The organism is Streptomyces sp. NPDC001663, assembly GCF_042893105.1.
Lineage (GTDB): Bacteria > Actinomycetota > Actinomycetes > Streptomycetales > Streptomycetaceae > Streptomyces.
In genome coordinates this window covers 16,123-28,960 of the sequence record NZ_JBIAUR010000025.1, presented here as the reverse complement: position 1 = coordinate 28,960, position 12,838 = coordinate 16,123, and the positions used below count along the sequence as shown (strand labels likewise).

The following is a 12,838-nucleotide window of genomic DNA, read 5'->3' as shown; positions in this document are numbered from 1 at the left end:
CGTGAAGCGATGTTCGGCTCCGGGGTGCGGCCGGAGCCGAGGTCCCTTCTCGGCACCGAGCAGATGGAAGAAGGCCCGGGCGCCCAGGCCCGTCCCCGCCCCGGGCAGGACCTGGGCATAGCGGGGGCGCAGCCAGGTCAGGCCGCTGGCCGCACCTGAGGCGGTGTCGAAGCTGTCCTCCCGGTCAACACTGTCCAGCTGGGCGGCACACCACGTCGCAAACCCGACCTGCCAAGGACGAAAAAACGCTCAGCCATGCCGACCGACCCTGGTGATGAGTTTTCGCGCCCGCACCCGTCACACCTACGACGGGACACGACGAGGCGGAAGGATGACGTGATGAGTGCGGACACGCGGCTGGAGGAGCTGGGCGGGAGCGGTCTGGGCGAGTTCGACGAGCGGGCGTTCTCGGGGCTGGCGGAGCGGCACCGGCGGGAGCTGCATGTGCACTGCTACCGGATGCTCGGGTCGTTCGAGGACGCCGAGGACACCGTGCAGGAGACGTTCCTCCGTGCCTGGCGGCGGCGGGAGACCTTCGAGGGGCGGTCGTCGTTCCGGGCCTGGCTGTACCGGATCGCCACCAACGCTTGCCTGGACCTGCTCGCCAAACGCCGCCCGGAGCCTGCGACCGGCGGCGAGGTGCTGTGGCTGCAGCCCTACCCGGACCGGCTGCTCGACGAGCTGCCGGCAGGCGACGCGGACGAGCCGGAGGCCGTCGCCGTCGCGCGGGAGACGATCGAGCTGGCGTACCTGGTCGCAGTCCAGCACCTCGCGCCGCGCCCGCGGGCGGTGCTGATCCTGCGGGACGTGCTCGGCTGGCCGGCGAAGGGCGTCGCGGAGCTCCTCGGGGAATCCGTCAACTCCGTGAACAGCGCACTGCAGCGAGCCCGCGCCGGCATGCGGGAGCACCTGCCCGCCGAGCGGCAGGACTGGACCGGCGGCGAGGAGGACGCCGGGACGCGCGAGCTGGTGCGCCGCTATACCGACGCCAGCGTGGCCACGGACGTCGACAGGCTCGCCGCACTGCTGCGGGACGACGTCCGCTGCTCGATGCCGCCCACGCCGGGCCTGTATGTAGGCCGCGACGCGGTGGTCAACTACTGGGTCGAGAGCGGCTTCGAGGGTATGAAGGGCCTGCACGCCGTCCTCACCTCCGTGAACCGGCAGCCCGCCGTCGCCTTCTACCACTGGCAGAAGCGGGAGGGCGCGTACCTGCCGCTGACGATCGACGTCCTGCGCATCACCGGTGGGGCGATCACCGAGATCCTCACGTTCCACGACGACCAGTTCCCGCGACTCGAGCTGCCGGAGCGCCTGCCGGCAGACGGCACGGAATAGTCCCGATGGGGACGCTCTCGCTCCCCGGTGGCGCGCGTGTCGCGGTGGTCGCCGCGGAATGGCGCGACGCGTTCGGCGTCGTCACCCGCGGGCGGGTGCAGCTGGAGCTGCGCGACGGCGAGCCCGGGCCAGTCCTCGGACGCGGCGCCGGGTTCTGGCTCCGCGGCACCGGCGTCCGCGCCCTGCGGAACCCCGGTCGTCGCACGGCGAGGGTGCGCATCGTCACCCCAGGACCACGACCGTCATATGCCAGTCAACACACCCGTACGCCAGTTACCGAATCTCCTGCATGCCGGCCACCATGCAGGCGAAGCCGGTGCCATGCGAACCGGCAGACCGCGTCATTCCGAAGGAATGCGAAACTCGAATTCGGGACGGTCCCACGGCACGGCGGGCGGGTTCGCAAACACGGTCCCGGTCCGCACCGCACCAACGCGGTGGTAGAAGTCCTCGGCGGGACGATGCGACACGACGTTGACACGGTCGAGCCCGGCGGCACGGGCCTCGGACTGCATGTGCGCGACAAGCAGCCGCCCAATACCCCGTCCTTGCGCTTCATCGGCGACGAACAGCAGGTCGAGCTCCGGTGGCTCGAGGACGAGCGAGTAGAACCCGAGGACCCGGTCTCCATGCTCGTCAGCGCCGACGGCCACAAAAGCGCGGTGGGCCTCGATGTAATCAGGACCGACCCGGTAGCCCGCGACTGCGGCTGCGTACTTACCCTCGTATGCGCCTGAGCCACGCACGAGCCGCGTGAGCCGTTTGGCATCCCGCGCGACGGCCCTCCGTATCGTGATCGGCTGGCTGATCGGGGAGGTGCGTGAACTCATCGGGAGAGTATTTCGCACCGGGGAGTGCCTTCGTGCGGCGGGTCGGCTGCTCGGGCAGGCGTTCCTGCACCGCTCCCGGGAACCGCTCGCCCAGGCCCCGATCGGCCACGTCACTGCCGCCGAATCGGCCGCCCGCCAGCAGCAACTGGACGCCCGAACCGATGCGGAGGAGCTGGGGCACGGCATGGTCGACGGCTGCTCTCCCTTGGCCTGCCGTGGCGAAGCCGAGCCGGTACAGGAAAGTTCCGAGCCAGCCTCGTGAGGCGGATCATCCTCGACCTGTTCGCCGGCCCCGGCTGGAACCACGCCCTCACAGTCCTCGGGGCCCGGGACATCGGCATGGAGTAGAACGGCTGGGCCTACAAAACCCGAACTCGAGTTGTTCAGTTGACGATCCAGACCGATGTCGCGCGCTATACCGTATGGATCTTCTCCAGTCGGATTCCCGGGCTGACCACCTCCCCCGCCGTGCCGGGCGTGGTCGATGGCGGGCAAGCGTCTTGGCCTGGTCGACCAGCCGCTCGTCCGCCAGGCGTCTCCGATCTCGCCGCCGGCCGTATGGAGGTCCGCCGGTGCACTACGCCGAGCAGGCCCTGCTCGGCGCCCTCCTGTCCGAACCGCAGCGCCTCACTGGCCTGACTGTTCGGCGGCCCAGACGCGTTCTCCACACCGGCGGACACCGCGGTGTCCGCCGGTATTCGTGCCCTGTCGACCCCTGATCCGGCCGACCCCACCGATCACGCCGCCGTGTTCGCACAGCCTGCCCGGTCCGCCTCTGGCCCGGCCGAGCGCACCGAACACAGCGCCTGGCTCGGCAAGGTGCTCCGGTCGGTTCCCGACGGACTCCGCCGTATCACCCGCCATCACACAGCTGTCACCAACTGGGCGGACTCTCCCGGACCTGAAGGCCCTGACCTGCGACTTCGTGCCCGAGATGGAAAGGCTGGACGCCGATGGACGGGCGTTACGACCTGTGCCAGGTGGGACCGTCACAGATCAAGGACAGTGGTCACCACCCCGCGTGGCCGGTCTCTCTGTCCGTGGCCGGATACAGATGCGTCGGAAGCATGGGCCCCTCCGGGGCGGCATGGGTGCCCGCCCCTGCCGACGGGCCGGGCATCAGTCCGGTGCAGCCCCCACTCCAGCGGGCGAGCGAGCCCGGCGCTACCGCATCGACGACGCCCTCATGGCCGGGCTCACCAGGGCCTTCGCCACGGCCGACGCCCGCCACGACCTGCCGCAGGTGACGGATTGTCACCGGTCACCTGACGCGGCCGCGCCACCGGTGGAAGAGCGTCTCGCCCGGTCCCGCACCGAGCTGGATCGGCACGCCGGCGAGCACGGTGCCGACGTCGATCGTCTGCCCGGGCCGCAGCACGGTGAAGCCCCGGCGCGTGTAGTACGGCCCGAGCCCGCGCGGTGTCTCGAACCCGCCGAACAGCAGCATGTAGTCGAGCTGCCAGTACAGCTGTACGCACCGCTTCAACAACGCGGCCCCGATCCCGCGCCCCCGGGCGTCCTCACTCACCGCGACCGCTTTGATCTTCGCGTACTTGACCATCGAGAGCAGGGCGTGCTGGTCGTGGCCCGGCAGCCGGGCGACCGTCGAGATGACCGTGCCGGACGGCACGCCCAGCAGCGCACCGACGACCTGGCCCTCCCGGTCCTGCGCGACCAGCGGCAGCGACATCGCGGCCGCCGCCGACTGCATCTCGCCGGCCGCCGCCGCCCGGACGAGAGGCTCGACCAGACTCGCGCCCGCGAGCCCGTCCAACAGCCACGTCCCGCACCGCCCTTCGGCAAGCGCCTCAAGATGGCCCGTCTCCAGGCCGTCCGCCGCCGTCTTCAGCAGCGCGGTGACCGCACCGGCCTCCTCCGGCACCGCGTACCGAATCCGCACCCCCGGCCCGGGTAAGCCGTCCATCACCTTCCGCTTCGTCACCCGCACCAACCCAGTCGACGACGGCCGCTTCTTCGCCTTCTTCACCATCCCCGAAAGCTACCCACCGCCCGAACAGCCAGCACCCCAAGCAAGCACCGCCAGACCGGGCGAACGGTGATGGGGCCTGATGAAAAAGATCCCCACCCCTTGCCTGGGCTTGGGACAGACCTGCTCGCTGAGATTCCCCACCCACCCGTTGCCGTCACGCACACCCCCCTCATGCGGTCCTGACCGGTGCGGCACAATCGCGGTCAACTGGGCAGGCAACGGTGAGGGTGGGAACGTGGGGCGTTTTGGCTCGCAAAGCCGACGTAAGGGCATACCGAACGAGCCGGCGCTGCTGGCTGCGGCTGCTGAGAATCCCGGTGGCAGCGTCGCCGAGATCGACCCGACGTATATCGACGACCCGAACGGCTACGTACCTCCCGAGGCAATCCGCGGCGCGTGGTTGGTGGACAGCAGCGGGAAACTGACAGGTGAGTACCAGGAGAATCCCCGTCACGGGGTGCCACAGGACGACTTCAGCAAGCTCACGGATCCTGATCACTGGCTTGGCTGGCTCGGCGATGATCCCGCGACCGCCGTCCGGCAGGGCATCGAAGAGTCCTTGCGCGCCCAGGTGGCAGACGCAGTGGTCGAGTGGGTCAAGATCCTTGAAACGCCTCGGTTTCTCACGGGTGGGCGTCGACATTCTGAGGACGAGCAGGTCATGTTGGTCACCCGCGCAGCACTCGCCGCGCCGTTTGCGTTGTCCGTGCGCACCACGCAGCACGGGCGTTCCAGCCTCCTGGGGGTGTTCTCCTGGGCGGCGGTGAACCTCTCACCGCCCGGAGTCCGCAAGGACCGGCACTGGTTTGACCTGGGCGTCGGGCTGGACTGGGCCGCTGAACGGCTTCAAGAACGGATCTACGAGATTGGCAGTGAGGACGACACCGCCGAGCGGTAGAGCTGCAATGCCACGCCATACGGGCTATCAGAACGCATACATGACGCCGTTGTCGATGGTCAGTCAATTGGTTGGTCTCGTACATGGGCGACGCCGTCCACCAGGAGCGGGCGCGGGTGCAGGCCGGGAACAACACGAAGGACGAGCACGTACAGGTCTGAACCCTGGCCTACAGGGACCGAGATGATCTCGCGCACCCAGGGCGGTTCGATCTTGGCGTGGCAGTGCTCAGCCACCGAGTCGATCGTCATCTCCTTGACACCCCGGACGACCCGGGTTTTGTCGGTGACGCCGATCAGCAGGGGACCACCGTAGGTGTTGGCCAGCTCCGCAACCCCCGGGCGACGGTATCGGCCATCTGTTCCTTGTACTCGACCGTCGGCGCCTCGGGGCCGACCTGACGCACCAGGGCGCCAGGGCGCGGAGCTGCTGCTCCAGCCGCTCTTCGACGCTGATGTGCATCCCCCTTCCTTCGTCGTACATCTGGGCGAGGCGGGACAGTGCGCGGGATACGTGGCCCCGCACCGAGCTGGGCCGTACGCCCATGACGTCAGCGACGTGCTCCTAGGGCAGGTCGAACAGGCAGCGCAGCACCAGGGTTTCACGCTGCTGTTTCGGTAACGCGCGCGGGCTGCGCAGGAGGTCGAGCCGCTCGTCGCAGGAGATGGTGGGGTGCCCACGGGGTCGGGTGGAGTCTCAATGGCCGAGTCAAGCGCGAGGCTGGTCTCGAGGGCAGCAGGGGGACGAGTGTTCGTCAGTCGGTGATCCGGTAGTGGAGGGCTTGCCGGCCCGTCGCTTCTGCGAGCTGGCGGGCCATGTCGCAGACGAGCTGGTCGGCGGCCTCTGGGGTGGGGGCGTCCTCGACATCGACGTACCAAGTACCGAGTAGCTCCCACGACGCGCTGACGGTCGTTCGGCCCGTACGAAACACGAGCAGGTCCGAGTCCTCCAGGATCTCACTTGATGACCGAGTCAGGCCGCTGCGCTGGTTGTTGGCGGGGTGGTGGTGCAGGCGCGGTTGTCCCGTAGCAGAGCCCCCTGCTGCGGACCTTCTTGAGGCTTCTCGAGCAGATGAGGCCGCAGGCGAGAGAGACGACGGCATCGCGCAGGTCGAGGCGTCGTTCCCAGCGCACGGCCGTGGCGCTTGGAGTGGTGCAAGAGCGAGAGGGCCTGCTCAACGGCGTGGCGGAGCTTGCCCAGGCCCTTGATGTTGGGGGCGCCCCTTGCGGGAGATCACCGGCAGGATGCGGCGCTTGCGCAGTCCGCGCCGGTTGGGGTTGCTGTCGTAGCCCTTGTCGCCGAGGAGTACATCGGGGCGCATGCGTGGGCGGCCGGGGTTTCCGGCGACGGGCGGGACGCCGTCAACCAGAAGCAGGGTCTGGGTGACGTCGTTGACGTTGGCCACGGTGGTGACGACTTTGACCCGCGTGCCCTTCCCGTCGCAGATCAGGTGGTGTTCGCTGCCCGCCTTCCCGCGGTCGACCGGTGACAGCCAGCGGGCCGATTACCGGCGCAGTCAGGCCGAGGATGAGCCACGCCTCGATCATGTTGTCCCTGCTTTTCGGCTCGGCGCCGGGAACATCACCTCGGCGAGCGAGCGATGGGCACTGGACGGCGGCCAAACCAATGCGAACAGGGCATGTCCGTCGACTCCCTGGCATGGTCCAATCGGTCGAACGGTCGACAGTGAGTGGGGACGTATGGAGCACGCCGCCGGAGAGGGGCCGAGACCGGGCGCCCTGGGACCGGATCCCCGCAGGGCTGCCGGTCTCCGGGTCGGTGTCCTTGGTGAATTGACCGTGACGCACGACGGACGGGCCCTGAGCCTGGGCGGGCCCCGGCCACGTGCGGTGTTCGCGCTGCTGGTGCTGGCACGGGGCGCCGTGGTCACGGGCGACCGGCTGATCGACGTCGTGTGGGGCGAGGAGCCGCCGCCGAGCGCGGTCGGTGCTCTGCAGGCGTACGTCTCGCGGCTGCGACGGCAACTGGAACCGGCCCGGCCGGCCGGTACCCGCAGCAGTGTCATCGTGCGGGAAGGCGCCGGTTACGCGATCCGTCTCGCCGCGGACGAGGTCGACGCCTGGCGGTTCGAAGCGCTGCTCCAGCAGGCCGGGCAGTCCGTGCTGCCGACGGAGAGGGTGCTCCTGCTCACCGAGGCGCTCGCTCTCTGGCGAGGTCCGGCCTTCGCCGGGTTCGCGGACGGGCCGTGGGCGCGGACGGAGGCGGCGCGCCTGGGAGAACTGCGTGAGGTGGTACGGGAACGGCTACTGGCCGCCCGCCTGGAGTGCGGGGAGCGCACCGAGGCGCTGCTCACCGAAGCCGAGGACCTCGTCGCCGAACAACCCCTGCGCGAGGAACGCTGGTCCCTGCTGGCCCTCGCCCACTACCGCGCCCATGGCCAGGCCGAAGCCCTTTCCGTACTCCGCCGCGCACGGCGCACCCTCGCCGACCGGCTGGGCATCGACCCCGGCCCCGCCCTGCGCAGCGTCGAGGCCGAGGTCCTGTCCCACGCGCCGCGTCTCGACGCACCCCTGCCGTCTGCTCCGCCCACGTCCGCACCCGCGGCTGTGCCCGCCTTCGTGTTCGGCCAACTCATCGAGCGGGAAAGGGAGTTGGCCGAGCTGCGGCAATGTCTGTCGGACGTGGTCGCGGGCCACGGCGGGCTGGTGTGTGTGCAGGGCCCTGCGGGAATCGGCCGGAGCGCACTGCTGACAGAGGCGGGGCGGCTGGGCAGGGAATGGGGCGTACGGGTGCTGGACCTCGGTGACGGTCCGGAGGGCTGCGCGAAGGCGGAGGCTTCCGCCGGAACCCGCCCGTACGATCCCCACGACGTGGTACGCCGGTTGCTCGGCGAGACGGTCGCCGGGCACGACGGCACGCTACCGGCCGCTGCCACCCCGGTGTTCGACGGGCAGGCCGCCGACGGGCCCGACAGCTTCCACGTCCTGCACGGGCTCTACCGGATCGTCGAGCGCCTGGTCACCGACGGCCACCCCGCACGGCGACCCCTGCTCCTCCTCGTGGACGACCTGCAGTTGTGCGATACGGCATCCCTGCGTTTCCTGGCCTATCTGTTGCCGCGTATCCAGACCCTGCCGGTCCTCGTCGTCACCGCACTGCGCGCCGGGGAGCCTGCTGCCCGGCGCGAGAACGAGCGGGTGCTGGCCGACATCGTGCAGGACCCGACGGTGGTGCACATCCGGCCCGGGCCGTTGAGTGCGGCGGGCGCCGCCCGGCTGGTGCGCCGGCTGCTTGGCGCCGCGGTGGACGGCGAGGTCGAACGTGCCTGTCACCGGGTGTCGGCCGGGCTGCCGCTGCTGCTGACACATGTGCTCGGGGCGCTGGAGACGGCGGGGGCGGGGGCGGACCTGCGCGCCGTGGAGGAGTCGGGCGTCCGTGCCGTCTCCGACCTCGTGCTCACCGTGCTGGACCGGTTGCCGTCCGCGGCCACGGCCGTCGTACGGGCGGTAGCGGTTCTCGACGGCGGCAGCGGTGACGGTGGGGCCTCGCTGCCGACGGTCGCCGCCTTCACGGAACTGTCCGAGCAGGACGTGGCCACGGCGACGGCGGCTCTCGTACGGGCCGAAGTGGTCCGTGACCAGTACCCGTTGACTTTCGTCCATCCCCTGGCCGGCGAGGCCGTGCTGCGGACGGTTTCGCCGCGTGAGCGTCCGGCCCTGCACGAGAGGGCGGCACGGCTCCTCGACCGTGCCGGTGCGGCTGAGGAGCGGACCGCCTCGCATCTGCTCCTGGTCCCCTATCGGGGCGACCCCTGGGTGGTCGGCGTCCTGCGCACCGCCGCGGCTCGCGCGAGCGCCGCCGGCGCGAACGACGCGGCCGCCACCCTGCTCACCCGCGCGCTGCTCGAGCCGCCCGCGCGGGACGTGCGGCCCGAGGTGCTGCTGGAACTGGGGCGGGCCGAAGCCGTCGTAGACGGGCCTGCGGCGGCCCGTCACCTGCGGGAGGCGTACGAGATGTCGCCCCTGCGGGTCGGCGCCGCGCGTCTGCTCGCGCAGACGCTGATCTACACCGGAAAACCAGGTGAGGCGGCCGAGTTCGCGGCCCGGGCGGCGGCGGAGCTGCCCACCGGGCGGGCCGCCGCGGACGATACGGCCGACGAGCGGCAGGGGCTGCTGGCTCTGGCGCGGCTCGGCGCCTTCGCGCACGGGCTGTACACCGTGGGCACCAGCGGCCCCGGCGTCGCGGCGCCGCCTCCCATCGGGGACGGGCCCGGCGCCCGCATGCTCGCCGCCGAGGCGGCGAGGGACGCCACCGTGTGGGGGCTCGACCGCGCCGCGGCCGTCGCCTCGGCCCGGTTCGCGCTCACCGACCGGGTACTGCTGCGCAGCGGAAAGGTGCTCTCGTGGTGCACGGCGGGCGTCGTGCTGCACCTGGCCGACGAGGACGTCAGGCTGCTGTGGGAGGAGACGCTGACGTACGCCGGGCAGCGGGGGTCACTGATCGGGACGCTGTCGGCGCACCTGTGGAACGGGTTCACGCAGTGGCGACACGGCGAGTTGCCCCAGGCCCGCCGGTCGCTCGAGACCGCGCTCGAACAGTTCGGCGCGTGGGGGGTCACGCCCGGTGCCCCGCAGTGTCGCGCGTTTTTGACCGGGGTGCTGCTGGACCTCGGGGACACCGTCGGTGCGCGTGCCTGTCTGGAGCGGATGAGGGCGCGGGCCGCGGGCGCGGAGGGGGCGCGGCTCCGCGAGGAGAGTGAGGCGCGGGTGCTGATCGCCGAGGGCCGGTATGCGGAGGCGTTGGCCGTGCTCGACGGCGTACGGCATCTCCAGCCGGCCGTGGCGAACCCGGTGTGGTGGGACGGGGAACTGCTGCGGGTACGGGCGCTGACCGGGCTGGGTGAGCGGGAGCGGGCCGAGAAGTTGGCGCGGGAACAGCTGCTGATGGCCCGTAGGTGGGGCGCGCCCGGCACCGTCGGCCGGGTGCTGCGGCTGCTGGGCGAGGCACGCGGGCCCGACGGCGGACCCGAACTCCGGGAGGCGCTCGCCCTGCTGGCCGACGGCCGGGCCCGTCTCGAGCATGCGCGTGCCCAGCAGTCCCTGCAGGCCTTGACCTGCGGTGACACCACTCAGGACGCCGTCGGACGCCGATTCCCCCCTGTGTGACCGGCGTACGACGGGCCGTCGGACGAGCATCCGGCGGCCGACTTGCGATCGGCTTGCAAGCGGTTCGCAAGACCGGTGGAGCATCATCCAGGCCGCAACCGAATCAGATGTACCACGCGTCAGACACACCACGCAGAACGAACGGGGGCGGCCCGGGGGACGGGCCGGGGGGCGAAAGACATGAGCGAAGCGATACGCGCCGGGGACCAGGACCAGTGGGCGGTCCCCGGCTACACACAGATCAAGGAACTGGGTTCCGGGGCGAGCGGCCGGGTGGTCCTGGCCACGCACGACACGACCGGCACCCAGGTGGCGATCAAGTACCTCGCCGAACAGCTCCGTGACGACCCCGCCTTCCGCGAGATCTTCCGCGCCGAGGCCCGGCTGCTGGGCGAGCTCCACTCCCCCCATGTCGTCGAGCTGTACGAGTACGTCGAGAGCCCGCGCGGCGCCGCCATCGTCATGGAGCTCGTGGACGGCGTACCCCTGCGCAAGCTGCTCCGAGAGCACGGCGCCACGACCCCCGAGGCCGCACTCGTCGTCCTCAAGGGCTCACTGCTCGGCCTCGCGGCCGCCCACACGGCGGGGGTAGTGCACCGCGACTACAAGCCGGACAACGTCCTGGTCGCCGCCGACGGCTCCTCCAAGCTCGTGGACTTCGGCATCGCCGTGCCGAGCGGGGTGGCCGCCAACGCCTCGGGCACCCCGACCTACATGGCGCCCGAGCAGTGGACCGGCGGGGAGGCCGGACCGGCGACCGACGTGTACGCGGCGACCGCGACCTTCTTCGAGTGCCTGACCGGCATGAAGCCCTACCCCGGCCAGACACTGGCCGAGCTGGCGATCCAGCACATCGAGGCGCCGATCCCGGACGAGCTGGCTCCCGAGCCGGTGCGCCCGCTGATCCGCAGGGGTCTGGCCAAGACGCCCGAGGAGCGCCCGGAGAGCGCGGCGGCGTTCGTCGAGGAGCTCGAGGCCGTCGCCACGACCGCGTACGGCGAGGAGTGGGAGGAGCGCGGCCGACGCGAACTCGCCGCGCTCGCCGCGCTGTTGCTCCTCCTCTTCCCGCTGGCGGACGGTACCGCCTCGGGTACGACGGCCCTGGCCACGACCACGCTCGGGCCGGGCGCCCGTCGGCTGCCCGGCCGGAAGGCGAAGGTGCTGGCCGGACTGGCGGCCGGGGTTGTGCTGGTGATCGGCGGTGTCGCGGTGACGGCGGTCGCCACGGGCGGGGGTGCCGGGCACCGCACGACGAACGGGGCCGGGTCCGGTCCGGGGTCGGACGGATCCGCCGACGGGACCGGTCCGAGCGGATCGGCCGACTCCCCGGACGGGAGCCCCTCGGCGTCGGACGGCTCCTCGTCGCCGTCGGGGACCGGATCGCCCTCCGCGTCGGCGTCCGGGGACGACGGCGCCTCGCCCGACGGGGACGGACCGTCCGGCGGGTCCGCGTCCGGTGGGACGGGCGGCACGGGCGGCGGATCGTCCGGCGCTGGAGGTACGACCACGACGGGCGGCGGCACGAGCACCACGGGCGGCGGCACGGGAACCACCGGTGGCAGCACCTCCGGCGGCGGCACGACGACCAGCGGCGGCGGCACGACGACGGGAGGAGGCACCTCCGCACCCGCGCCCACCCTCGACGTGAAGTCCGTACAGATCAACGCGGTCGGCCCGACCTCGGCCGCCTGCACCATCGTGGCCTCCGTCAGCGTGACGACCGACGGCGCCGCCGACGGCACGCTCTACCTCAACTGGTACGTCAGCGACTCGCCCGGCGCCGTCGGAACCGTCGTGGCCACCGATCCGGTCGCGCTGCCCGAGGGGAAGACACAGATCGCGGGCCGCTACACCCACGCCTTCGCCATCCCGACGCGTTACGACTACCTCGGCGTCCAGGTCACCACGGACCCCGCCGCCGATTCGGGCAACGGCTCCTTCCAGTCCACCGCCGCACCCGTCGATTGCGACCCGCCCCGATGAACACACCTTCCGACGACCCCCGACTGCGGTTCGCCCGTACCGATCCGGCGCTCCGCCCCGACGACCTCGATCTCACCGCCACCCTCCCACCGGCGGATCCGTCCGCGACGCTCCACCTCCCGCCTTCGGAAGGGGCCGAGGGGGAGACCCGTTTCGGGCCCGGGGTGCCCGGTGCGGCGGGCACGGCCGACGACCGCGCGACGGGCATCTGGCGGGGCACGCTCACCCCGGCCCCGGCGTCGGGGGCGAGCGTCCGGCGCCGTCGGCCGTGGTGGCGGCGCGAGCTGCGGTTCCTGCTGGTGGTGGTCGCCGTCGTCGTGGCCGTCCTGGTGGGCATGCGCTCCTGCGCGGCCGAGTCACCGCTCGACGTGCTGGACGCCTCGGTCACCGCGCCAAAGGTCGGCCACTGTGCGAAGACGGTCCTCGTCACCGGCGTCCTGAAGACCGACGGGCACCCCGGCACCGTCGACTACCGCTGGAAGCGCAGCGACGGCACGGCCTCCGAAGTCCTCCACCAGAAGGTCGGCAGGAACGTCGAGCGCTCCGAGGTCGTCCTGCGCTGGAGCTTCGACGGCCGCGGCACGATGAAGGCCACCGCCACCCTCGAAGTTCTCGCACCGAACCGGCTGACGGCCTCGGCCAGCTTCACGTACGACTGCTCCTGACCACCGGT

The 12,838-nt window shown here is 71.4% G+C and carries 11 protein-coding genes; 6 read left to right on the top strand and 5 right to left on the bottom strand.

Translation table 11 applies throughout. The features are described from left to right. Positions 1 to 339 precede the first annotated feature (339 nt). A complete protein-coding gene (locus ACFY1L_RS49795; RefSeq protein WP_388841506.1) occupies positions 340 to 1,338 on the top strand; it encodes an RNA polymerase subunit sigma-70 in 999 nt (332 codons plus the stop codon). 341 nt (positions 1,339 to 1,679) lie between these two features. On the opposite strand, the gene ACFY1L_RS49790 is transcribed toward ACFY1L_RS49795, so the two are convergent. Beyond that, positions 1,680 to 2,168, bottom strand: a complete 489-nt coding sequence (locus ACFY1L_RS49790) for a GNAT family N-acetyltransferase (protein WP_388841503.1) — start codon at positions 2,166 to 2,168, stop codon at positions 1,680 to 1,682. Here ACFY1L_RS49790 and ACFY1L_RS49785 point away from each other — a divergent pair. Continuing rightward, complete coding sequence (locus tag ACFY1L_RS49785) at positions 2,155 to 2,430, top strand: hypothetical protein (protein WP_388841500.1); 276 nt, start codon at positions 2,155 to 2,157, stop codon at positions 2,428 to 2,430. The genes ACFY1L_RS49790 and ACFY1L_RS49785 overlap by 14 nt on opposite strands. Positions 2,431 to 3,429: 999 nt before the next feature. Here ACFY1L_RS49785 and ACFY1L_RS49780 read toward each other — a convergent pair. Further along, positions 3,430 to 4,158 (bottom strand): GNAT family N-acetyltransferase, encoded by a 729-nt coding sequence (locus ACFY1L_RS49780; RefSeq protein WP_388841497.1) that lies wholly within the window; start codon positions 4,156 to 4,158, stop codon positions 3,430 to 3,432. 235 nt (positions 4,159 to 4,393) lie between these two features. Here ACFY1L_RS49780 and ACFY1L_RS49775 point away from each other — a divergent pair, with 235 nt between their 5' ends. Continuing rightward, on the top strand, positions 4,394 to 5,056 hold the full coding sequence (locus ACFY1L_RS49775) for a hypothetical protein (protein WP_388841495.1): 663 nt from the start codon (positions 4,394 to 4,396) through the stop codon (positions 5,054 to 5,056). Positions 5,057 to 5,115: 59 nt separating this feature from the next. On the opposite strand, the gene ACFY1L_RS49770 is transcribed toward ACFY1L_RS49775, so the two are convergent. From ACFY1L_RS49770 to ACFY1L_RS49760, 3 genes are all read right to left on the bottom strand, one after another. Continuing rightward, positions 5,116 to 5,661, bottom strand: coding sequence for an ATP-binding protein (locus tag ACFY1L_RS49770; protein ID WP_388841493.1), 546 nt, complete (start codon positions 5,659 to 5,661; stop codon positions 5,116 to 5,118). Between the two features lie 149 nt (positions 5,662 to 5,810). Then, positions 5,811 to 5,987 carry a hypothetical protein gene (locus ACFY1L_RS49765; RefSeq protein WP_388841491.1) on the bottom strand — a complete coding sequence of 59 codons (177 nt, stop codon included), beginning with the start codon at positions 5,985 to 5,987 and terminating at the stop codon, positions 5,811 to 5,813. A 243-nt stretch (positions 5,988 to 6,230) separates the two neighbouring features. Further along, positions 6,231 to 6,548: a transposase gene (locus ACFY1L_RS49760; RefSeq protein ID WP_388841869.1), complete on the bottom strand. Its 318-nt coding sequence runs from the start codon at positions 6,546 to 6,548 to the stop codon at positions 6,231 to 6,233. A gap of 307 nt (positions 6,549 to 6,855) precedes the next feature. On the opposite strand from ACFY1L_RS49760, the gene ACFY1L_RS49755 reads away from it, so the two are divergent. The 3 genes from ACFY1L_RS49755 (at position 6,856) to ACFY1L_RS49745 (ending at position 12,830) form a co-directional block, all read left to right on the top strand. Beyond that, entirely contained in the window at positions 6,856 to 10,182 is a 3,327-nt protein-coding gene (locus tag ACFY1L_RS49755) for a BTAD domain-containing putative transcriptional regulator (RefSeq protein WP_388841488.1), read from the top strand. A gap of 180 nt (positions 10,183 to 10,362) precedes the next feature. Beyond that, entirely contained in the window at positions 10,363 to 12,165 is a 1,803-nt protein-coding gene (locus ACFY1L_RS49750; RefSeq protein WP_388841485.1) for a serine/threonine-protein kinase, read from the top strand. Next, positions 12,162 to 12,830, top strand: coding sequence for a hypothetical protein (locus ACFY1L_RS49745; RefSeq protein WP_388841482.1), 669 nt, complete (start codon positions 12,162 to 12,164; stop codon positions 12,828 to 12,830). The genes ACFY1L_RS49750 and ACFY1L_RS49745 overlap by 4 nt, the downstream gene beginning before the upstream one ends. Positions 12,831 to 12,838: the final 8 nt, after the last annotated feature.

What these genes read in the sequence shown, in the direction of transcription:
- ACFY1L_RS49780 (WP_388841497.1), bottom strand. Translation starts at nt 4,158, where the DNA reads ATGGTGAAGAAGGCGAAGAAGCGGCCGTCGTCGACTGGGTTGGTGCGG.
- ACFY1L_RS49745 (WP_388841482.1), top strand. Translation starts at nt 12,162, where the DNA reads ATGAACACACCTTCCGACGACCCCCGACTGCGGTTCGCCCGTACCGAT.
- ACFY1L_RS49750 (WP_388841485.1), top strand. Translation starts at nt 10,363, where the DNA reads ATGAGCGAAGCGATACGCGCCGGGGACCAGGACCAGTGGGCGGTCCCC.
- ACFY1L_RS49790 (WP_388841503.1), bottom strand. Translation starts at nt 2,168, where the DNA reads ATGAGTTCACGCACCTCCCCGATCAGCCAGCCGATCACGATACGGAGG.
- ACFY1L_RS49795 (WP_388841506.1), top strand. Translation starts at nt 340, where the DNA reads ATGAGTGCGGACACGCGGCTGGAGGAGCTGGGCGGGAGCGGTCTGGGC.